This is a genomic window from Luteibacter sp. NPDC104163 (assembly GCF_055584245.1).
This window is the reverse complement of the sequence record NZ_JBVJMK010000011.1, coordinates 36,496-57,856: the sequence shown is the minus strand read 5'-3', so window position 1 is coordinate 57,856 and position 21,361 is coordinate 36,496. Positions and strand designations below refer to the sequence as shown.

Annotated in this window: 16 protein-coding genes; 4 read left to right on the top strand and 12 right to left on the bottom strand. The window is 67.9% G+C overall.

Features of this window, described 5'->3' with window-relative positions:
* Positions 1-32: 32 nt before the first annotated feature.
* On the top strand, positions 33-3,470 hold the full coding sequence (locus ACZ6YI_RS14355) for an ankyrin repeat domain-containing protein (protein WP_465779260.1): 3,438 nt from the start codon (positions 33-35) through the stop codon (positions 3,468-3,470).
* Positions 3,471-3,519: 49 nt separating this feature from the next.
* Here the strand turns inward: ACZ6YI_RS14355 and ACZ6YI_RS14350 are convergent, their stop codons facing one another.
* The 8 genes from ACZ6YI_RS14350 to ACZ6YI_RS14315 all read right to left on the bottom strand — a co-directional run bounded on the left by ACZ6YI_RS14350 (position 3,520) and on the right by ACZ6YI_RS14315 (position 13,794).
* On the bottom strand, positions 3,520-5,328 hold the full coding sequence (locus ACZ6YI_RS14350) for a monovalent cation:proton antiporter-2 (CPA2) family protein (protein ID WP_465779259.1): 1,809 nt from the start codon (positions 5,326-5,328) through the stop codon (positions 3,520-3,522).
* Positions 5,329-5,390: 62 nt separating this feature from the next.
* The gene (gene hemB, locus ACZ6YI_RS14345; protein WP_465779258.1) at positions 5,391-6,380 is read right to left on the bottom strand and encodes a porphobilinogen synthase; all 990 of its coding nucleotides are present in this window, start codon (positions 6,378-6,380) and stop codon (positions 5,391-5,393) included.
* Positions 6,381-6,506: 126 nt separating this feature from the next.
* Positions 6,507-7,277, bottom strand: coding sequence for a heme ABC transporter ATP-binding protein (locus tag ACZ6YI_RS14340; RefSeq protein ID WP_465779257.1), 771 nt, complete (start codon positions 7,275-7,277; stop codon positions 6,507-6,509).
* On the bottom strand, positions 7,274-8,311 hold the full coding sequence (locus tag ACZ6YI_RS14335) for a FecCD family ABC transporter permease (RefSeq protein WP_465779256.1): 1,038 nt from the start codon (positions 8,309-8,311) through the stop codon (positions 7,274-7,276). The genes ACZ6YI_RS14340 and ACZ6YI_RS14335 overlap by 4 nt, the downstream gene beginning before the upstream one ends.
* Complete coding sequence (locus tag ACZ6YI_RS14330; protein ID WP_465779255.1) at positions 8,308-9,144, bottom strand: heme/hemin ABC transporter substrate-binding protein; 837 nt, start codon at positions 9,142-9,144, stop codon at positions 8,308-8,310. The genes ACZ6YI_RS14335 and ACZ6YI_RS14330 overlap by 4 nt, the downstream gene beginning before the upstream one ends.
* Positions 9,141-10,214, bottom strand: a complete 1,074-nt coding sequence (locus ACZ6YI_RS14325) for a hemin-degrading factor (RefSeq protein ID WP_465779254.1) — start codon at positions 10,212-10,214, stop codon at positions 9,141-9,143. The genes ACZ6YI_RS14330 and ACZ6YI_RS14325 overlap by 4 nt, the downstream gene beginning before the upstream one ends.
* A 12-nt stretch (positions 10,215-10,226) precedes the next feature.
* Positions 10,227-12,545, bottom strand: a complete 2,319-nt coding sequence (locus ACZ6YI_RS14320; protein WP_465779253.1) for a TonB-dependent hemoglobin/transferrin/lactoferrin family receptor — start codon at positions 12,543-12,545, stop codon at positions 10,227-10,229.
* Positions 12,546-12,699: 154 nt separating this feature from the next.
* On the bottom strand, positions 12,700-13,794 hold the full coding sequence (locus ACZ6YI_RS14315) for an ABC transporter ATP-binding protein (RefSeq protein ID WP_465779252.1): 1,095 nt from the start codon (positions 13,792-13,794) through the stop codon (positions 12,700-12,702).
* 226 nt (positions 13,795-14,020) lie between these two features.
* On the opposite strand from ACZ6YI_RS14315, the gene glk reads away from it, so the two are divergent.
* Complete coding sequence (gene glk, locus ACZ6YI_RS14310) at positions 14,021-15,064, top strand: glucokinase (protein ID WP_440327335.1); 1,044 nt, start codon at positions 14,021-14,023, stop codon at positions 15,062-15,064.
* Between the two features lie 51 nt (positions 15,065-15,115).
* Here the strand turns inward: glk and ACZ6YI_RS14305 are convergent, their stop codons facing one another.
* The 4 genes from ACZ6YI_RS14305 to secB form a co-directional block, all read right to left on the bottom strand.
* A complete protein-coding gene (locus tag ACZ6YI_RS14305; RefSeq protein WP_465779251.1) occupies positions 15,116-15,727 on the bottom strand; it encodes a hypothetical protein in 612 nt (203 codons plus the stop codon).
* A gap of 236 nt (positions 15,728-15,963) precedes the next feature.
* Positions 15,964-18,975 (bottom strand): DEAD/DEAH box helicase, encoded by a 3,012-nt coding sequence (locus ACZ6YI_RS14300; RefSeq protein ID WP_465779250.1) that lies wholly within the window; start codon positions 18,973-18,975, stop codon positions 15,964-15,966.
* A 119-nt stretch (positions 18,976-19,094) separates the two neighbouring features.
* Positions 19,095-20,132 (bottom strand): NAD(P)H-dependent glycerol-3-phosphate dehydrogenase, encoded by a 1,038-nt coding sequence (locus ACZ6YI_RS14295; protein WP_440327339.1) that lies wholly within the window; start codon positions 20,130-20,132, stop codon positions 19,095-19,097.
* Positions 20,133-20,135: 3 nt separating this feature from the next.
* Positions 20,136-20,627, bottom strand: a complete 492-nt coding sequence (gene secB / locus ACZ6YI_RS14290; RefSeq protein WP_440327341.1) for a protein-export chaperone SecB — start codon at positions 20,625-20,627, stop codon at positions 20,136-20,138.
* A 311-nt stretch (positions 20,628-20,938) separates the two neighbouring features.
* Here secB and rpmB point away from each other — a divergent pair, with 311 nt between their 5' ends.
* Positions 20,939-21,175, top strand: a complete 237-nt coding sequence (gene rpmB / locus ACZ6YI_RS14285; protein WP_216156715.1) for a 50S ribosomal protein L28 — start codon at positions 20,939-20,941, stop codon at positions 21,173-21,175.
* An 11-nt stretch (positions 21,176-21,186) separates the two neighbouring features.
* Positions 21,187-21,351, top strand: coding sequence for a 50S ribosomal protein L33 (gene rpmG / locus ACZ6YI_RS14280; protein WP_045829048.1), 165 nt, complete (start codon positions 21,187-21,189; stop codon positions 21,349-21,351).
* Positions 21,352-21,361: the final 10 nt, after the last annotated feature.

Below are 21,361 nucleotides of genomic sequence, written 5' to 3'. Positions count from 1 at the left end.
GCGGGCCTGCGACGGTCCGTATACTCGCGCGCATGGCCAATCCCAAACGTCGTCGACCGCCGCTGATCAAGGCGCTGCCCTGGTTCCTGCCCGCCCTTGCCGCCGTCGCGTGTGCTGGCCTTACCGCTTCACCCCTGGCCCTGATTCCGCTCCTGCTCGCCAACGCGCTGGCCATGGCCGCCGTCTGCCATGCGATCGGTTTCGACCCGGAACCGAACTACCTGCGCACCGCGCTGCGCCGCGGTTCGGCGTACGTGGTCATGTTCACGATCTACACGTTCGCCGTGTTCGTGCTCGTGGCCTGGCCAATCCTGAAGCTCACCCAGGCGCCCAGCCTGGGCTACGCCCTGCTCCTTGCCGCCACCCTGGTCGTGGCGCTGGGCATCCTGTGGCGGATGTGGCCGGCATTCGGCCTGGTCTACCTGTGGGATGACGCCTACCCCGAGAGCAGTGGCGATGGCTCGTGGATCTTCACGGCCATGGCCCGGTCGGTGAGCTTCGGCCGCCACCTGTCGGCCGAGGAGCGCTTCTTCACCCATTTCCTGCCGGCCGCGATCGGCCTGCTCGTGCTTGCCTTCTGCGCAGTCGCCCTGTCCGGCCTGTACGGGGTGTTCCCGGCCGAGATGCGTATCGCCGCGCTCGCCATCTACGCCGTGGTGCTGCTGCCGGCCTGCTCGCTGCTGATCGCCAACCGCACCCTGCGCGCCCTGCTCTGCGACCGCCGCGGCCACATCCGCACCGCGCGGGCCGAGACCCGGCGCGAGCCCGAGATCAGCGATGCCCACCGGGTGCCGACGCCGACGCCCATCCCGGAGCTGTCGACGGAAGACCGCCAGCCGGAGATCCGTGATGGCGCGCTGCTCGCCGCGATCCGCTCGGGCGATGTCGCCCGTGCGGTCGCCCTCGTCGAGGCAGGTGCGAACCCGAACACCGAAGCGGAACCGGGCGACCGTGACCAGCGGCCGGTGCTCACCCTGGCGGCCCTCTCGGCCGATACGCGACTGCTGCGCGCGCTGATTGCGCGGGGCGCGGACGTTAACCGCGCGCACCACGGCGTTAGCGCATTGCTCGCCGCCTGCCGCGATAGCTGGCACGGCCGGCCGGATGCCGTGCTTACCCTGGTCTCGAACGGCGCCAACGCGGCCGCGACGGATGCGGAAGGCAATACACCGTTGCACGGGGCTGTGCTGAGCGCCGAACCGATGGTTGCCGCCATGCTCCTCGACGCCGGTGCACCGGTGGACGCGGTGAACGCCGCCGGCGAAACGCCGCTGGCCATCGCTTGCCGCGCCGCCAACTGGGCCCTCGCACGCTTCCTGCTCGAACATGGCGCCAAGCCTGCGCCTGTCGGCGCCGAACCTGCCCTGGTCGCGGCGGCCAGCATCGCCGACGACGATGCCGAAGGCGTGAAGGTGCTCCTGCGCTACAAGGCGCCGGTGAACGGTGCCAACGGCCACGGCCGGACCGCGCTGATCGCGGCCGCCAGCGAAGGCCACGAGCAGATCGCCCGCGTCCTCCTCCAGGCCCACGCCAACGCCAACCTCGCCGATCGCCACGGCACCACGGCGTTGATGGAAGCCGCGCGCGCCGGCGCTACCGGCATCGTCCAGCTGCTCGCGGATGCGCAGGCCGACGCTGCGCCGCGCGACAGCCATGGGCGCGATGCACTGACGCTCGCCTGCCAGTCGCCGCGCGCGCAGGCCGCCACGGTCCGCGCCCTGCTCGCCATGGGCGCACAGCCGAAGGCGCCCGGCGCCGACGGGCGCAGCGCGCTCGACCATGCCGCCTCCGGTGGGCGCTGGGATTTCGTGGCATTGCTCGATCCCGAAACGCCGCTGCCCACCTCACTCAGTGAATCGGTGCTGCCCGAGGCTGGCGCCGATTCACCCCTGCACCTCCACGATGCCCTGCGCTTCGGCCACTGGGCGGTCGCATCGACGTTCGCGGCCAAGGTGCGCGAGTGGCCGGTGGAGGAACTCGCGGCGCTGTACATCGACCTGGCCGGCCCAGGCTTCGATGCCGCGCGCGCATGGCTCTTCGATCATGGCCTGCCCGCCGAGACCCGCCTCGCTCCTCCGGTCGATGAGCCCGTCGACGCACTCGGCCGTCGCCTGTTCGATGCCCTGCTCCCGCAGTTGCCGCAGTCCGCCGACGCGCTGTTGCAGCTGATGCGCGCGGGCGCATCGCCTGCTGGCGCGGGGCTGCTCGGCCAGGCCATCTGCCGCCTCGATGGCAGTGACGAGGGCCTTGCGCTCGCCATGCTTGAAGCAGGCGCCGACCCGTTTGGTGCGGACGCCCGTGGGCGCACGCCGATGCACATGGCGGCGGCCACCGGCTCCGCCCGCGTGCTCACCGCGCTGCTCACGCGCGGCCTCGATCCGAACGTTCGCGACGCTGGTGGGCGCACACCCTTGCATGCCGCGCTGGAACACGGCGGCGATGCGCTGCCGCTGGTGCGCCTGCTCGTGGCGCATGGCGCCGATCCGGAAGCTGCCGACGTCAACGGTGAAACGCCGTACGGTCTCGGCATCGGCCATGGCGACGTGGAGCGCTGGCTGAGCTGGCACCTGTGGCCCCTGCCAGGCCGTCCGCTGCATGCTGCCGATCTTCCCGCCGCCGCCGCGGCAGGCGACATGCAGGCGGTAGACCGCCTGCTCGAACTCGGTTTCGGTATCGACACGCGTGACGCGCAGGGTGCCACCGCGCTGCTGCGCGCCGCCGGTGCGGGCCAGGTCGACGTCGCGGTGCACCTGCTCGACGCCGGTGCTGATCCGGCGACCGCTGCGGCGTCCGGCGTCACGCCGCTTGCGGCAGCCGTCAATGCACGCCGCGACGCGGTCGTCGAGCGCCTGCTCGATCGTGGCGTGGCCGTCGACCAGCGCCTTCCGGGTGACACCACGGTGCTGATGATCGCCGCTGCACTGGGTTATCCCGATATCGTGGAGCGCCTGCTCGCCGCCGGCGCCGACGTCAAGGCGGAAGACGCCCATGGCCATACCGCGCTGCACGCTGCCGCGCAGTACTGCTTCGGCAGCAACGACAGCCTGCGCGCGCGTCGCCTGCTCGATGCCGTGATCGGCAAGGGCGCCGACGTCAACAAGGCCGACAAGGACGGCGCGACGCCGCTGCTTCTCCTGCTGGGTTCGCACATGCGCCCGGGCACCCCGGCCGATGCCACCCACCTGGGCGCACTGGTGCCGGTGCTGCTGGACGCAGGCGCGAAGATGGAACACGCCGATCACCGCGGCGTGAGCGCGTTGCACGCCTGCGCCATGCATGCCCTGCTTCCACCTGCCCGCGTACTGCTGCACCGTGGCGCCAACCGCAACGCGGCCGATGCATTCGGCCGCACCGCGGGTGACGTCGCACGCCACCTGGGCTATGTGGATATCGCGCATGAGCTGGGCGTGCGCGCCAACGCGATTCCAAGCGTGCGCCAGACGCTGCGCCAGCCCGCGCAGCCCGAGTGAGCCGTATCACCTGTGGGAGCGCGCTTGCGCGCTCCCACAAGGCAGAGGGTTATTTCTCTTCGGCCCGCTCGCGCTCTTCAGCCGCATCTGCCTCGAACAGGTGCTGCAGGTCGTTGAGCGCCTCCTTCGAACTCTGCACCAGCGCCGCGTCATCGTCGTAGACGAGGTACTGCTGGCGGAGCACCTGCTCATCGAGCTTGCGGAATCGCTGGATGCGCGCCTCGACGACTTCCGGCGGCATATCCAGCGCCTCGAGCACGTGGCGCGTCATCATCAGGCTGGAATAGAACGTCTCGCGCACCGGGTCTTCCACGCCGATATCCATCAGGCGGAACACGTGCTGGCGGTTGCGCGCGCGGGCCACGATCTTCAGGTGCGGATACTGCCGGCGCACGAGACGGGCGGTGCGCAGGTTGGCCTCCGGATCATCCGTGGCCAGCACGAACACCGAAGCCTTGTCGGCCTGCGCGGCGCGGAGCATCTCGGGGCGCCCCGGATCGCCGAAGAACAGTGATGTACCGCCGAAGCGACGCGACGTCTCCACCTGCTCGACGGAACTCTCCAGCGCGACGAACTGGATGCCCTGCGCACGCAGCACGCGGGCGACGATCTGGCCCATGCGACCGAAGCCCGCGATGATCACGCGTGGCGTATCGGTCTCGATCTGGTCGAACTCGCGATCGGGCTTGCGGGCGCGCTCGTGCACCAGGCGCGCGGCCAGCAACACCAGCAACGGTGTCAGCGCCATGGAAAGCGAGATCGCCATCACCATCAGGCCGCGCTGGGGCTCGGTGATGATGTGTTGCTGCTGGGCGAGGTTAAGCACCACGAACGCGAATTCGCCGCCGCTCGCCAGCACCGCGGCGAGCCGTACGGAATCCGCGTTGGTCAGCCCTCCGACCAGCCGGCCCAGCGGCATGATGAGGATGGCCTTCACCGCGAGCAGCCCGGCGACGAGGCCGATGACCACGAGCGGCTGTGCGTAAAGCAGGCGCAGGTCGACCGACATGCCCACGCTGATGAAGAACAGGCCGAGGAGCAGGCCCTTGAACGGCTCGATGTTCGATTCGAGTTCGTGGCGGTATTCGGAGTCGGCGAGCAGCAGGCCGGCCAGGAAGGCACCGAGCGTGCTGGAGATGCCGGCCAGCTCCATCAGCCACGCCGTGCCCATGACCACGAGCAGCGCCGTCGCCGTGGAGACTTCGGTGCTCTTGGCGCGGGCAACGAAGCGGAAGACATGGCGCAACACCACGCGGCCACCGATGATGACGCCGATGATGGCGCCCACGACGCGGGCGATGCTCATGAAATCCGGTGCGTGGGTGTCGCGCGCCAGCTCGCCCCCCAGCAGCGGAACGGCGGCGATGAGCGGGATCGCGGCGAGATCCTGGAACAGCAGGATCGCGAACGCCTGGCGGCCATAGGCGGTGCCGGCTTCCTTGCGTTCCGCGAGGATCTGCAGGCCGAACGCCGTGGAGGACAGCGCCAGGCTGCCGCCGACGATGACCGCCGCTTTCCAGGTCAGGCCGAAGAGGTAGTAACCCATGGCGCCCAGCGCGAGGGCGCAGACGATCACCTGCAAGGTGCCGCTACCAAACACGGCGCGGCGCATGACCCACAGGCGCGACGGCGAAAGCTCGAGGCCGATGACGAACAGCATCAGCACCACGCCGAAATCGGAAATGGTGGCGACACCCTCCGTATCGCTGATCAGGCCGAGCATCGATGGCCCGATGACCACGCCTGCCAGCAGGAAGCCGAGGACGGCCCCCAGGCGGAAGCGCTTCGTCAGCGGGACGGCGATGACCGTCGCCAGCAGGAAGACGACCGCCGTTTCGAGGAATTGATGTCCGTCCATCCGCCGCTCCCGAAATACTGGCCCGGATTATGTCATGGGCGGACGTGGGCGGTTTGGAGGAATCAGGCCTTCAGCCAGCGTGCGACGTCCACCGCGAAATAGGTCAGGATGGCATCCGCGCCGGCGCGCTTCATCGCCACCAGTGACTCGAGGACGACCGCCTTCTCATCCAGCCAGCCGTTCTGCGCGGCCGCCTTGATCATCGCGTACTCGCCGCTCACCTGGTAGACGAAGGTCGGCGCACCGAAGGTCTCCTTCACCCGGCGCACGATGTCGAGGTACGGCAGGCCCGGCTTCACCATGACGGCATCGGCACCTTCGGCCAGGTCGAGCTCGACCTCGCGCAGCGCCTCATCGCTATTGCCCACGTCCATCTGGTACGTGTGCTTGTTGCCCTTGCCGAGGTTGGCCGACGAACCGACGGCATCGCGAAACGGACCGTAGAAGCTCGATGCGTATTTCGCCGAGTAGGCCAGGATGCGAGTGTGGATGTGGCCGGCCGCCTCGAGCGCGTCGCGGATCGCACCGATGCGTCCATCCATCATGTCGGACGGCGCCACGAAATCCATGCCGGCCTCGGCCTGGGCCAGCGACATCCGGATCAGCGCCTCCACGGTCGGCTCGTTCATCACATAGCCATCGGCGTCGATGAGCCCGTCCTGGCCGTGCGTCGTGTATGGGTCGAGCGCGACGTCACCGATCAGTCCCAGTTCCGGGAAACGCTTCTTCAGCTCGCGCGTCGCGCGCTGGAACAGCCCGTCGGGGTTCCATGCCTCGCGCGCGTCCTCGGTCTTCGCGGAGCCATCCACCGACGGGAAGATCGCCAGCGCGGGAATACCCAGCGCGACGCACTCGGCGCCGAGCTTCAGCAGTTCATCGATGGAGAGGCGCTCGACGCCCGGCATGGACGGCACCAGCTGGCGGACACCCTGGCCCTCGACCACGAACGCAACCATGATCAGGTCGGCGGTGGTGAGCACGGTTTCGCGCATCAGGGCGCGGGAGAAGGCGTCGCGGCGCATGCGGCGCATACGGACAGCAGGAAAGGTCATGGGACGTGCCTGGACGTGTGGCGATCCCGCCATTTTACGCCCCGGCGGCCACCCCGGGGGCGGCAGGTCGTCGCAGCCCGCGCCCGCGGTCGTGGGAGCCCACCCCGTGGGCGACGCCTTTCGCCCCTAGGCCACGTCGATACCAAAGCTCCGCCCCAACGGAATCCCATAGATCTCGGACAACAACGCCGTATCCAGCGCCTCCCCCGGCGCCCCGTGCCGCAACAACGCACCCCCGGCCAGCACCGCCACGTCGTCCGCATATCGCGCGGCGAGGTTCAGGTCATGCAGCACCGCGATGACCCCCAGGCCCATCGCCGCGCACGCCCGTGCGCGGCGCAGGATGAAGTGCTGGTGGGCGATGTCGAGGCCCGCTTCCGGCTCATCCAGCAGCAGCCACGCCCCCTGCGGCCCACCCTGCCAGATCTGCGCCAGCACCCGTGCGAGCTGCACGCGCTGCTGCTCGCCGCCGGACAACGCGGTGTAGCGCCGGTCGCGCAACTCCCAGGCGTGCGCCGCGCGCAACGCCGCCACGACGATCGCTTCGTCGCGCACGGCATCCGGCACGTGCGGGCTACGACCCAGCATCACGACCTCGCGCGCGGTGAAACCGAACGCCAGGTCGATCCGCTGCGAGAGCATCGCCCGCCGGCGCGCGAGCGCACGCGGTTCCCACGCGGTGAGCGGCAGCCCATCGAGGGTGACATACCCGGCATCCGGCCGGATCCGCCCAGCGAGCGCGCCGAGCAGCGTGCTCTTGCCCGCACCGTTGGGGCCAACCAGCACCAGCAACCGTCCCGGTGTGGCTGCGAGCGATACATGGCTCAGGATCGCGCGGCCCTGGCGCACGATGCCGACACCTTCGGCGACCAGCTGACTGACTGCGTTGGTCGTCATGACACGCCCTCCCCCACCCGGCGACGCAACAGCAGCCAGAGGAAGAACGGGCCGCCCACGAGTGCCGTGAGTACGCCGATCGGCAGCTCACCCGGCGCCACCACGGTGCGCGCGAGCGCATCGGCTGCCACCAGCAAAGTGGCGCCGCCCAGCGCGGAGGCTGGCAGCAGGAAGCGATGGTCCGGACCACAGGTCATGCGCAGCAGGTGCGGTACGACCAGCCCGACGAACCCGATCACGCCCGTGAACGCGACCGAAGCGCCGACCGACAAGGCGACTAGCCCCACGAGCAAGGGCTGCAGGCGTTCGGGGCGGAACCCCAGCAAGGCGGCCTCTCCATCACCCAGCAGCAACGCGTTCAACGCGGCCGCGGCGCGCGGCAACAGGAGCAGCGGGACTACGATCCACGGCGCGACGATCCCAAGCCGTCCCCAACTGGCGCCACCCAGGCTGCCGAGCGACCAGAAGGTGAGATCGCGCAACTGGTTTTCGTTGGCGAGGTAGGTGAGCAGGCCGACACCGGCCATGGCGATCGCATTGATCGCGACGCCGGCGAGCAGCAGGTTCGCGACACCCGGCCGACGCCGTCCAATGGCGAATACCAGCGAGGTCGCGACGAGTCCGCCGATGAAGGCCGACACCGCCACCACCCACGAGCCCGACTTGCCACCGAGCACGATCGCCCCGACGGCACCCACGGCCGCACCGGCCGAGACGCCGATCAGCCCCGGGTCGGCGAGTGGATTGCGGAACAGCCCCTGCATCGTGCTGCCGCCCGTCGCCAACGCAGCCCCTACCGCCGTCGCGAGCAGCAGGCGCGGCAACCGCAGGCCAAGCACGATGCCGTCGTCACCCTGCGGCGCTTCGCCCATGAGCCAGCGCCACAGCGCGCCGGCGACATCGGCCGGCGCGATCGCCATGGCACCGCGGGTCAAGCTCCAGATCGCCGTGGCGAGCAGGAGCAGCGCCAGCGCGCCCAGCAGGGCGCGGCGCCCTGGGCGGCGCCTCGGCAACGACGCAGCCACGCTGTTCACGGCGCAGCCCAGCGCGCCTGCAGTGCCGCGGCGCTTTCCGCCGTGCGCGGGCCAAAGCCAAGCAAGGCCTGGCCTTCCACGAAGAAGATCCGCTTCGCCTTGCCGGCCGGCGTATCGGAAACACCCGGCATCCGCAGCACGCCATCCACACCGCCCACCGAGGCCTCCTGCTCCTTCATCAGCACGATGGCATCCGGCTTCATGGCCACGAGCGACTCGGGCGACACGGCCTTGTATCCCGGAACGTCCGCCGCGGCATTGATACCGCCCGCCAGCACGATGGCGCGATCCGCCGCGGTATCGCGGCCTGCAGCCATCGGGCTGCCCGTGCCGGCCGACATCAGGTACACGGCACGCGGATGCGTCGGCATGGCCGCCACGACCTTCGCCAACGATGCGAAGCGGGCGGCCACATCGTTCGCCAGTGCGTCGGCTTCCTTCGCATGGCCCGTGATAGCACCGATGCGGCGGATCTTCGCTTCGATATCCTGCGGCGACCGCGATGCGGGCAACGTTTCGATCTGGACGCCAGCCCCACGGATCTGTTCGATCGCGGTCGGCGGCCCCGCATCGTGCGTGGCGAGGATCAGGTCGGGGCGCAACGCGAGCACGCCTTCCGCACTGAGCTGGCGAACGTAGCCGACGTCGGGCAGCTTGCGCGCGGCCTCGGGCCAGGTGCTGGTGCTGTCCACCGCCGCGAGCTGGTCCTGCGCGTGGATGGCATAGACGGTTTCCGTGACATCGCCACCAAGCGAGACAATGCGCGACGCGGCTTCAGCGACGCACGGCAACGCCGCCATCGCGGCGGCGAGGACGAGTGCCCGCGCGTTCATGCCGCCACCTCGACGGTGGCGAGCAACGCCCGCCAGTCATCCCGCTCGGGCACACCGGGCTTGCGCTTGCCGAACACCTGCACGATCTGCGTGCCGTCCGCTGCATAGAGTTCCAGCGACGTCACCACACCTTCCGGCACGGGCTTGCGGACGATCCAGCTGCTCACGATCGCATCGGTGCGCAGGTGCAGGTTGAACGCGGGATCCATCACGTTGATCCACGGGCCCGCCATCACGATGTTGCTGACCGGGCCGGTGTGGATCTGCACCACGCCCGGCGAACCGACGAACACCATCAGCGGCGTCCCGGTCGCCGAGGCGCCTTCGAGCACGCTGCGGATCGCCGCATCGGAAACCCGCGTGGCGAACTCTTCACCCACCAGGCGGAGCGCCTGCGTGCGCGTGACCTTGTGCTTCTTCAGCATCGCGAAGAAGTCGTGCGGATCGCGCAGCGCGCGCCAATGGTCGCGCAACGAATCGGCATCCACCGCCGCATCGTCGAGCCGCTCGGGCAGCGGCTCCTCCACGCTCACGATGTCGATGAGCGGCGACTGCACCGCGGCGGTATAGCGGTGCAGCAGTGCGCGCCACGCCGAGCGATTGGTGTCCTCGGTGACATAGACCTTGTGCACCGCCTTGCCGTCGCCATCGAAGAACTGCAGGCTCTCGAGCTCCCGGCCACGCGATACTTCCTTGACCGCGAAGCCGTAGCGCCAGTGGCGGAGGAACAGGCGGAGGTCGATGTCCTCGGCGAGGACGATACCCATGGCGCCGCCGATATCGATGTGGTCGTAGGCGCCTTTCTTCTCATGAACGCAGTACTCGTTGCGCGTCAGCGCCATCACGCGGCACAGCGCGGGCAGGTCGCGGATGATGTCGGGAAGCTCGCCTTCGAGGCGGGTCACGCCATCGCCTACGCGGCTTGCGACCAGGGCGCCTTCGCTGACGCCCAGCCGCTGCGCGGCATCGCGGGCGCGCAGGCCGGGTTCGGCCTCTCGAAGGAGACGGTAACCCTGGAGAAGCGCCGGGATGTCGATGCGCGGCGCGGTAGCGGTCTGGATATCCTGCATGGCGCGGTCTCCTCAGAAGGTGTAGCGGGCGGATACGACGAGCGCGCGGCCGGGCATGGTCAGCCGCTCGATCTGGGCGTTGCGCGCCTGGGCGTCATCGACGCCGCCGCCCGTGGCGACGTTGGTCAGCACGCCGCCGTGCAGCGAGCCCCAGTCCCAGTATTTGCGATCGGCGATATTGGTGACGCCGGCCATCAGCTCCAGCGGCTCCCACGGCTTCCAGTGCGCATACAGATCGAGCGTGGCGTAGCCGGGCGCGCGGAACGTCGTGTCGTCGTCAAGCCGCGACTTGCGCTGCACGCCCTTGCCCACCAGTTCGGCGCCCCAGTCCTTCGCGTCGTACGCGATGCCGAGCGTCGCCGTGAGCGGGTCGACACTGTTGAGCGGCGACCAGCCACCTTCGTAAGTCTTCTTGTCGCCCTTCGACGCGGCCAGGTTGCCTTCGATGCGCCAGCCGGCCAGCGAGTCGTTCAACGCGCCGAGCATGAGGCCACCCGAGGCTTCGACGCCCTTGATCGTGGCCTTCGGGAAATTCACCGCCTGCATGACGATCAACAGGTTCTGGCTGACCGCCCACTGCGGCCATTCGTTCCGCGGCAGGGTGTAACCGCCGAAGATGAAGTTGCGGTAGCGGTTGTAGTACGCGCTGGCGCTGAAGTAACCGAGGTCACCGTTGCCACGCACGCCGATCTCGATGCCCTTGCTCGTCTCGGGCTTGAGGTTCGGGTTGGGTACGATGCCGTAAAGACGCGCCGTGCCCCACGCCACGGCCAGTTCGTTGTACAGCGGCGGGCGGAAGCCCTGGCTGTAATTGCCGAACAGTTCGACGTTGTCGGTGACGGCGAAGGTCACGCCGAGCTTCGGGGAGAATCGGTTCTTCTTTACATCGCCCAGGCCCTCCTGCACGAACGAGCTCTGGTAGTACGGGTCGTTCTGGTCCGGCTTGAACGCATAGTGATCCCAGCGCACGCCCGGGGTGATACGCAAACGGCCGTCCATCAGGGCGATCTCGTCCTGGGCGAAGACGGCGTAGCGATCCGTGTCGTTGCGAGGGAAGAAGCGCAGCGGGTAGTTCTCCGGCATGTACGGCGAACTGCTCGAGGTGATGCCGGTAGCGATGTTCGTGCCCTGCCCGCCCAGCTGGCCGGTCGGCGTGGTGCGCGATGCCTCGACGCCGTAGGCGATGTGCTGTTGCACGCTGCCCGAGTCGATCGTCTTGCCGAACGTGAGGTGGCCACCGACCACCTTCTCGTTCAGGTCGCTGAGGTACAGGCGGTCGTACGTCGCATTGCGCGTGGGCACGTTGGCGAGCGTACGCGTCTGCGATTCGGTCTCGGACTTCTGCCAGTACAGGTCCCACTCGAGGGTGTCGGCGATACCCATGGCGATCGTCGGGAAGCGCTGGCCGACCGAAACGCGCTGGCGGGTCGCGCGGTCGTTCGCCGTATCGGTGAGCAGACGCGTCGTGCCGGCCTGGCCGACCGCGCTAAGGACGTTGGTATCGACGTTGTTACGGTAGAAGTCAGCCGTCACCCGATCCTCGCGACCGCTCGCCGCGACGTGCACGTATTTCGCGAGCAGGCTGGTGCTGTTCTGGGTCAGCGGATCGGGGCGCGTGCGAGTGTAGTTCTGCGTTGCGACATCGCCTTTGTTGCCGAGGTCGTGGCCTTCGATGTGGTTGGCCACGATCACCAGGCCGTTATCCGGACGGCCGCCGGCCAGCGTGAGCGAGGTGCCCAGTGAACGGTCGGCGCTGTCGTAGCGCTCGCGTACCGACACGTAGGTGTCCTTGCCGTCCTTCAGGTAATCGGCGGGGTCCTTCGTGGTGTAACGCACCGTGCCGCCGAGCGAGTCCGACGGATTCAGGGCCGAGGCGGGACCACGGGTGATCTCCACGGCCTTCAGCGTGTCCGGGTCGACGAAGCTGCGGCCCGCGCGCATGCCGGTGGTGGAGAAGCCGAACGAGCTGGAGGCCGGTACGCCGTCGGTCAGGATCGACACGCGGTTACCGTCGAGCCCGCGGATGTTGTAGCTGTCGAGACCCCAGCGACCGGCGGTGCCGACCACGGAAACGCCGGGTTCGTACTTCACGAGGTCGCGGATGTTCGCGACAAGGTGGCGGTCCATCTTCTGCCGGTCGATGACCGTGACGGTGGCCGGCACGTCGAAACGCAGCGACGAGCCGATCGCGGTGACGGTGATGCGCGGGAGGTCATCCGTCGTCGTGGCGGCGATGGGCGCGGCGGCCGCGTCGGCGGCATGGGCGCTGGCGGCGCAAAGCAGTGCCGCGCCTACGGCAGCGGCGAGCAGGGTCTTCCGGGTTGTGTACACGTGGAACGTCCTTCGCTAGGGATCGGGAGCTTGCGAAGGAGGCACGTGCCTCCGGGCTGGCGGCCGGTTATCGGGGCATGGTTCGCCGCCTCTTCATGGGCGGTCGCCGCCTAGCTTATTGCGAATGGATCGCATTCGCAACATGAGATGATACTCACGCGTCGATGCGTGAAGTCGTCTCCGGGTCGAAGAAGTGCAAGCGCTCAGGCTTGAAGCCCAGGCCGACATCCGTGCCCGGCTGGATCGACGAATGCGGCGGTACGCGTGAGACGAGCTCCTCGCCGGCGTGGCGCATGTTGAGGAACACTTCGTTACCCACGGGCTCGACGACCTCGACATGTGCGCGCAGGCGCTCATCGACGTCGGCATGATCGGCGACCGTCAGAAGGTCTTCAGGACGCAGCCCGACGATCAGCGGCTTGTCGACATAAGCCGCCAGCGCCGGCGTGTCCGCGCCCAGCGCGATGCTGCCCTCCTCCATCACCAGGCGCAGCCCATCCTCACGACGCAGCGTGCCGTGGAACAGGTTCATGGCCGGGCTGCCGAGGAAGCCGGCGACGAAAAGATTTGCCGGCTTGTTGTAGAGGTTCATCGGCGTATCCAGCTGCTGGATCACGCCGCCGTTCAACACCACGATGCGCTGGCCTAGCGTCATTGCCTCGATCTGGTCGTGGGTGACGTAGACCATGGTCGCACCGACGCGGCGATGGATGCGGGCGATTTCGACGCGAGTCGAGAGACGCAGCTTCGCGTCGAGGTTCGACAGCGGCTCGTCGAGCAGGAACACGGAAGGGTCACGCACCAGTGCGCGGCCGAGGGCAACACGCTGGCGCTGGCCGCCCGACAATGCCGCCGGGCGATGGTCCAGGCGCTCATTCAAGCCAAGCATGTCGGACGCATCCGCAACGCGGCGATCGATCTCCGCCTTGTCGGTGCCACGCAGGCGCAGGCCGAAGCCGAGGTTCTCGCGCACGGTCATGTGCGGGTACAGCGCGTAGTTCTGGAACACCATGGCGATGTCGCGATCCTTCGGCGCCACGTCGTTCACCACGCGGTCGCCGATGGTCATCGTGCCGCCCGTGATCGATTCGAGCCCGGCGATCATGCGCAGCAGCGTGGTCTTGCCACAGCCCGAGGGGCCGACCAGCACCAGCAGCTCGCCATCCGCGATCTCGAAGCTCGCCTCTTTCAGGGCCACGTGGCCGTTGGGGTAAACCTTGCGTACCTTGTCGAGGCGAACCGCTGCCATCAGAACTCTCCGGGGGGTGTCGGGGGCCGGCCCGCCTGCGCGTGCCATGGACCCGGTGGATGGGGTATTCTGCCGACGTAATCGTTTACGTCATAGTGTCGGTTCCCCACGGCCCCATTCAGGACTCCCCGGTCGTGTCAACGGAGTGAAGAGCAAACCGTCACTAGACGTCAGGCCCCGCAAGAGGCACCCTTGCGGGCTTCCGTGACACGACAGGTTTCCCATCATGGCCAACGTTAGCGCCGCGGCGCCGACCCTGCTTGCCGATCTCGGCGGCACGAATGTCCGGTTCGGCATCGCCCACCCGGAACAGGACCACCCGCTGGTCCAGGAAAGCATCCGCCGCTACCACGTCAAGGACTACGCCTCGCTGGCTGACGCCGCGAAGCAGTACTTCAAGGAAACCGGGCATGAGGCGCAGCGCGCCATCATCGCCGCCGCAGGCCGTATCGATAACGGCGAGACCGTGAAGGTCACCAACAACCCCTGGGCCATTTCCGCGCACAAGCTGGCGAAGGAACTGGACCTCGAGTGGGTCCACCTGGTCAACGATTTCGCCGCCCAGTCGATGGCGGTGATGCTGATGAGCGCGGACAAGGTCATCGATGACAAGGGCACCACCGAGCTCATGGCGGTCGGCAACGTCGCCGTGCCGCGCATCGGTGCGAAGGACGAGCAGACCTTCGTCGTCGTCGGTCCGGGCACCGGCCTTGGCGTGGGCGGCCTGCTGATCCGTGGCGACAAGGTCAGCGTGTTGCAGACCGAGGGCGGCCACGCCGGCTTCGCTGCGCACAGCCCGGAAGATATCGAGATCCTGAAAGTCCTGAATCTCCGTTACGGCCGCGTCTCGAACGAGCGCCTGATCAGCGGTGGCGGCCTGCAGAACCTCTATACCGCCATCTGCGAGATCTCGGGCCAGAAGCCCGATGAGACGATCACCCCGGAAGACATCACCCGCCGCGCCACCGACGGCACCTGCCCGATGTGCCAGCGCGCGGTCGAGACTTTCGCCGGCATCTTCGGCAGCGTCGCAGGTGATCTCGTGCTCACGCTGGGTGCGTGGGATGGCGTGTACCTCACCGGTGGCATGACCCCGATCCTGATCCCCTGGATCCAGAAGCACTTCCGCGAGCGCTTCGAAGCCAAGGGCCGCTTCCGCGACACGATGGAGCAGGTGCCAACCCAGGCCATCATGAACCCGGAACCGGGCCTCATCGGCGGCGCCGCCCTGGCGATCGTCGAGGCTGGCGGCACGCCGCTGCGCCGCTGATCCATCAGATCGAGGCGCCGACGACGGCGCCTCGATCAGTTCCTGGCTGCGCTACTGTTCCTCGTGCTTCGGGTGAGGCGACAGAGAAATCGTTCCCACGCAATCGGGCGCGGCCTCTTCAAAAGCAAACATCAGCTCACCCCATTCGCCGGTGGCGGACCAAACCGTGCGCTGGGCCCCGTGCGGGCTCGGGGGCTGGCTGATTGCCAGCGATGGGTAGTGCCTGACGACCTCATGGCGCGTGACGCATCGCCCCTCAAGAGCCATGGACGCGACGGCCACCTTATCGTCCACGTCAACCCGGACTTCTGAGCCGCTAACGAACACCGCGGCCGAAAGCTGAGCGGCCCCGCCCGTCGTCGTCCCATTCGGAACAACGCTCGAGGCGATGTCCTTGACTGGCGACGAAAACGGCCAGGTTGCGCGCAAGACAGCGCCACCTCGGCGTCCTGCATCAGCAAATGTCTCGATCTGGCGCCACAGGTCCGGCTCTACATCCGTAGCCGCGGCAACAGTCATCACTCCATGATTGGCGTCGTACCAGTTGCCGTAGTAGTCGAGATAGGTTTCGCCGGTCGGCACGCGGTTACGAGCGGGTTCGCTTGCGACTACCACCGGAACCCACGCCAGCGCCACCGCGCAGACAAATCCACGACAGATCATTCCTTTCCTTTCCTACATCCGCGCCGAATCGCGCAGCGGGAGTGTGCGAGAACCCTGCACATGAAAGTTTGAGAAAAGTGGACATTCCTATCTCGATTCTTTGCCCGCTCCCGACCCCGAAGCACACCGAGGCTAAGGCGGCGCAAGCCGCTCAAGACATGCATTCGCGATAGCGAATGAACCGATTCCGTGGCGCGTCGAAACGGACGCGCCCGGCAATGAACTCGATTGCTCGATCAGTTCGCCGGAGCGAGCAGCGCGTCCAGGTCGCTTTCGTCGAAGCTCAGGCGCTCACGGCTGCCGCCACCTTCGAGCACCGCATCGGCGAGTTCGGCCTTGCGGGCCTTCAACTCCTCGATGCGCTCCTCGACCGTCCCCGCCGTGATCAGGCGGTAGACAAACACCGGCTTGTCCTGCCCGATGCGATGCGCACGGTCGCTGGCCTGCGCTTCCGCCGCGGGGTTCCACCACGGATCGTAGTGGATGACCGTATCGGCGCTGGTGAGGTTGAGGCCGACGCCACCAGCTTTCAGCGACAGCAGGAACAGCGGCACTTCGCCATCCTGGAAGCGCTGCACCGGTTCGGCGCGATCGCGGGTTTCACCGGTGAGCGTGACGTAGCTCAGGCGGCGGCGGTCCAGCTCGTTCGCGATGAGCTTGAGCATCTCGGTGAACTGGCTGAAGAGCAGTACGCGCCGGCCTTCGGCGAGCAGTGCGGGCAGCATGTCCATCAGCAATTCGAACTTCGCCGATTCGCGCACGCCGCGCGCGGCTTCGAGCTTCACCAGGCGCGGATCGCAGCAGACCTGGCGCAGCTTCAGCAGCGCATCGAGCACGACGATGCCGCTGTGCGCGATACCGCGCTGCGCGATGACCTCGCGCAACTCTTCCGCGAGCGACAGGCGCAGGCTTTCATACAGATCGCGCTGGCGCGGCTCCATGACAACGCGGCGGGTGATCTCGGTCTTCGCCGGCAGTTCGGACGCCACCTGGGCTTTCGTACGGCGCAGGATGAACGGTGCGATGCGCCGGTTCAGGCGCTCCTGCACATCCGTGTCCTGGTGCTTTTCGATCGGTGCGCGGTAATGGCGACGGAACGCGCCTTCGTCACCAAGCAACCCCGGAACAGCAAGGTCGATCTGCGACCACAACTCGCCAAGGTGATTCTCGAGCGGCGTGCCGGTAAGGCACAGGCAACGCGGGATCTTCAGCGCCAGCAGCGCGCGGCGTGCCTGCGTGCGCGGGTTCTTCACCTGCTGCGCTTCATCGAGCACGACCAGCGAGAACGGCTGCTTCTTCAGCGCCTCCACATCACGCGGCATCAGTGCGTAGGTGGTGAGGATGACGTCGTTCTCCGCCATGCGGGTAAACGTCTCCGCACGCTGCGGACCATGCAGCGCGAGCAGGCGCAGGCTCGGCGCGAAACGCGCGACTTCCGACACCCAGTTCGGCACGAGGCTGGTCGGCACCACGACGAGCGCTGGCGCATCGAGCTGCCCGCTTTCCTTCAGCGCCAGCAGGTGCGTGATCAGCTGCAGCGTCTTGCCGAGGCCCATGTCGTCGGCGAGCACGCCACCGGTACCGGCTTCGGCCAGCGCGTTCATCCAGCGCAGGCCATCGCGCTGGTAGCCACGCAGTTCGGCTTGCAGGCCTTCGGGCACCGCATCGCTCGCGCGCTCCGCGGCTTCGCGCAGGCGCTTGGTGAAACCACGCAGGCGCTCCGGGGCTTCGAACGAACCACCGCTGGGCAGCGCCTGTACGATCTCTTCGAGACGGCCGGCCTGCACGCGTGGCAGGTGCAACTGCTGGCGCGGCTTCTCGAGATATTCGGCAAGCGGTGCGAGCAGGTCGCGCAGTTCCTTCAGGCGCACGGGCACGCGGCGGCGATCGTCGACCGGCGCGTACCACACGGAATCTTCCGCTTCACCCGGCATGGGGCTGAGGCTGAGCTGGTGCTCCGCGAGCGCCTGCGCCACGGCGGGCAGCAGGTTCACGCGCTTGCCTTCCACCTCGATGCCGATTTCCAGGTCGAACGCGCGATCGGCGTCGTCTTCGCGGGCCTGGCCGTACCAGTGCACCGGGCCTTCGAGCACTTCAAACGGGAAGCTGGGGGCGTAATCGAGCATGAAGCCATCGGCCTCGAGCTTCGGCCGCAGCGCCAGCCAGCGCGCGGGCGTGTTCACTTCGAGTGCGCCGGCGTAGCCCTTGCCGGGGAATAGCCACGCATCGTCAGGCAGCGTGTCGGCCATGTCCCAGGGCAAACCCTCGGTATCCACCGCCGGATTGAGTCCCGCGGTTTCCAGCGTTTCCATGCTGGCGAGTTCTTCGGCGCGGCGGCGCGTGATCTCGAGCAGCACGCCATTGCGCACGCGGCGAACCAGCGGCTCGCCACCGCGGCCGGGCAGGCGCTCACCGGCGTAATCGAACGACAGGCGGCCATACGCCAGCGGCGGAGTACCGGCGGCAAGGCGGGCGTGCCGGGTCAGCGCGTGCAGGGTCAGCACGGGGCGCGGCGACACCTCCGCCCGGCGCATCTCGGCGAAGACCTGCGGCGAGGGGATGCGCTCGCCCAGGCCCGCTTCGCCCAGGCCAGAAGCAAAGGTGGCGGTGCTTTCCGGCGGCAACGGCGGCAGATCGAGCCACGCGCTCTCGGCGGCATCGCTTTCGAGCGGGCCTACCTCGGCGTGCTCGGCGTCGAGGAACCACAGCGTGCCCACGCGGAACAGCCGCTGGCTGGCGGGCACGTCGGGGAGCAGCTTCTGGCCGCCATCCTTTTCAACGCTCCAGCGCCAGCGCAGGGCGTGCGGCGCGCCGCGCGAGAGACGCAGGCCGGCCACGCCACCGAAGAAGCACGGGGCGGAATCCAGGACCTCGGCAAGCAGCTGGTCACCCAGCGGGCCGGCGAACCGCGCGTAGCTGCGGCTCTTGCGCAACGTCTGCGGCAGGCCGAGGACAGTGGCGGCAAGACGTTTCTCATCGATATTGAGAGCGGACTCCGGCAGGTGCCGGCTATCCAGCGGCAACGGGCGCGAGAAACGGCCGTCTTCGCCCTGGGTCAGCAGGACAGGGGCGACATCCAGCCGCGCGGCCGGCTCGTGGTCGTCGTTCACGCCCTCGAGGAAGAAGCCCAGCACGGTGCGCTCTGCCGTGGGCGCCTTGGGCGCGATGCCGCCCAGCGCGCGTTGCCACGCCACGGGGAGCTCACCCGCCGGTTCGGTTCGCCTGCGCTTTTCGTCCGGTTGATGCATCCGTGTCGGTCTCGCCTGCGCGACCAAAACAGGAAGCTTAGCAAAGGCACGGTGACGTGCCCGTAGGACTTTTTACCCGGGACCGGCCCGGTTCAGCGAACCGGGCGGTCGGCGGGGGCCTACGAGCGACGGCTGGCGAACAGGTCGACCGGGTATTCGGCCTTCTGCTCGCGGCCCATCAGCCTGCGCACGCCCTCTTCCGGGGTGACTTTGCCATGCAGCACGTCGCGGACAGCCGCCGAAATCGGCAGGTCCAGGCCGTGCTTGGCGGCCAGGCGGTCCACCTCGTCGGCGGTGACCACGCTCTCGACCACCTGGCCGATCTGGCGCACGGCATCCTGCAGGCTGGTGCCCTTGCCCAGGGCCAGGCCCAGCCGGCGGTTGCGCGACAGGTCGCCGGTGCAGGTGAGCACCAGGTCGCCCAGGCCCGCCAGGCCCATCAGGGTCTCGGCACGGGCACCGAGGGCGACGCCGAGCCGGAGCATCTCGTTCATGCCGCGGGTAATGAGCCCCGCGCGGGCGTTCAGGCCCAGCTCCATGCCATCGGCCACGCCGGTGGCGACGGCCAGCACGTTCTTCATCGCGCCGCCCAGCTCGGCACCGAGGATGTCGTTGCCGGTGTAGGCACGGAAGTTCGGCGCATGGAGCAGGACGGCCAGCTCCTTGCCGAACGCTTCGTCGGTGGCGTGCACGGTCACCGCGCTGGGCAGGCCGGCGGTCACCTCACGGGCGAACGACGGACCGGTGACGACCGCGGCCGGGTGGCCCGGCAGCTTTTCGTTCACCAGCTCGTGCAGGAAGCGGCCGGTACCGGTCTCAAAGCCCTTGGTGGCCCAGGAAATCCGGGCACCCGGGTCGAGCATCGGGATGATCTCGTCCAGCACGGAGGCGAACGCATGGCTCGGCACCACGATCAGCACGATGCCCGCGCCGCGCACGGCGGTGGCTAGGTCGGCCTCGTAGGCGAGCTCCGGCGGGAGATCCAGGTCCGGCAGGTAGCGCAGGTTGCGCCGCGCCGAGGCCATCTCGGCCAGGGCGGCGGCGTCACGCCCCCACAGGCGCGTGGGGACGTCGTTACGCGCCAGCAGGGCGGCCAGTGCGGTGCCCCAGGACCCGGCGCCGAGGACGGCGACGGTGGGTCGGGAAGGCGCGCTCACGGCTTAGCTGTTGAGCGTATGGGTACCGGCGCCTTCGACCTGCTGGCGCTGCTGCTCGGCGTACAGGGCATCGAAGTTGATCGGCTGGAGGAGGAACGGCGGGAAGCCGCCTTCCTGGACCATGGCCGAGACCATCTGGCGGCCGTACGGGAAGAGCAGGTTCGGGCAGTACGAGCCCAGGATGCCGTCACGGTCTTCGTCGGTGAAACCGGCGATGCCGAAGATGCCGGCCTGGTGCACTTCGGCCAGGTACGCGGTGCGCTCGCCCAGGGCGCAGGTGAGCGTGAGCGACAGGACGACTTCGAACAGGTCGTTGCCGAGGTCGACGGCCTTGTGGCCCAGGTTCAGCTGGACCTGCGGCTGGGCCTCGGTCTCGCCCATTTCCTGGAAGATCTGCGGCGCGTTCGGGGCTTCGAACGAAGCGTCCTTCACGTAGATCTTCTGCAGCACGAGCTGGGGCTGGCCGGCCTGGCCGTTGGCGTTGAACTCTGCCATGGTCTGTTCCTCGAAAATAAGCGGCGTGGGTTGGGGATTCACGCCAGCGGCGCGAAAGCCGGGATTGTTTCACACAACCCGGGCAAGCGCACATCCTGCTTGCGTGAAGGGTCCATCATCTGGGAGAATGCCCGGCTCCCCTATGCCAACCCGCTTTGTCGGGCAGGCCCATCACGCGATGTGGGCCTCGAACTGGCGGGAATGCTCCACCTCCAGCCATCGCGTGGCGCCCCTGTATCCACGGGCCGTGTCGCTGGGCCGTTGCCTCCCTGGCCAAAGGGTGGTCAAACCGAATCTATAAGGAGGCCCACATGGCCCGTAGATGCCAAGTCACCAATAAGGGTGTGCAGACCGGTAACAACGTCTCGCATGCGAACAACAAGACCCGTCGCCGCTGGTTGCCGAACCTGCACGAGCGCCGCTTCTGGGTCGCCAGCGAGAACCGTTGGGTCAAGCTGCGCGTTTCTAACCACGCCCTGCGCACCATCGACAAGAACGGCATCGAAGCCGTGCTGGCCGACCTCCGTGCCCGTGGCGAGAAGATCTAAGGAGTCCGACAATGGCTGGCAAGCGCGATAAGATTCGCCTGATCTCCTCTGCGGGTACCGGGCACTTCTACACCACGGATAAGAACAAGAAGAACACGCCGGAAAAGATGCTGATCAAGAAGTACGATCCCGTCATCCGGAAGCACGTGGAATACAAGGAAGGCAAGATCAAGTAATTGATCTTGA

Coding starts and splice junctions, on each gene's coding strand:
- rpmB (WP_216156715.1), top strand. CDS start 20,939: ATGGCCCGTAGATGCCAAGTCACCAATAAGGGTGTGCAGACCGGTAAC.
- hemB (WP_465779258.1), bottom strand. CDS start 6,380: ATGACCTTTCCTGCTGTCCGTATGCGCCGCATGCGCCGCGACGCCTTC.
- ACZ6YI_RS14305 (WP_465779251.1), bottom strand. CDS start 15,727: ATGATCTGTCGTGGATTTGTCTGCGCGGTGGCGCTGGCGTGGGTTCCG.
- ACZ6YI_RS14350 (WP_465779259.1), bottom strand. CDS start 5,328: ATGGACGGACATCAATTCCTCGAAACGGCGGTCGTCTTCCTGCTGGCG.
- ACZ6YI_RS14300 (WP_465779250.1), bottom strand. CDS start 18,975: ATGCATCAACCGGACGAAAAGCGCAGGCGAACCGAACCGGCGGGTGAG.
- ACZ6YI_RS14330 (WP_465779255.1), bottom strand. CDS start 9,144: ATGAACGCGCGGGCACTCGTCCTCGCCGCCGCGATGGCGGCGTTGCCG.
- rpmG (WP_045829048.1), top strand. CDS start 21,187: ATGGCTGGCAAGCGCGATAAGATTCGCCTGATCTCCTCTGCGGGTACC.
- ACZ6YI_RS14325 (WP_465779254.1), bottom strand. CDS start 10,214: ATGCAGGATATCCAGACCGCTACCGCGCCGCGCATCGACATCCCGGCG.
- ACZ6YI_RS14355 (WP_465779260.1), top strand. CDS start 33: ATGGCCAATCCCAAACGTCGTCGACCGCCGCTGATCAAGGCGCTGCCC.
- glk (WP_440327335.1), top strand. CDS start 14,021: ATGGCCAACGTTAGCGCCGCGGCGCCGACCCTGCTTGCCGATCTCGGC.
- ACZ6YI_RS14340 (WP_465779257.1), bottom strand. CDS start 7,277: ATGACGACCAACGCAGTCAGTCAGCTGGTCGCCGAAGGTGTCGGCATC.
- secB (WP_440327341.1), bottom strand. CDS start 20,627: ATGGCAGAGTTCAACGCCAACGGCCAGGCCGGCCAGCCCCAGCTCGTG.
- ACZ6YI_RS14315 (WP_465779252.1), bottom strand. CDS start 13,794: ATGGCAGCGGTTCGCCTCGACAAGGTACGCAAGGTTTACCCCAACGGC.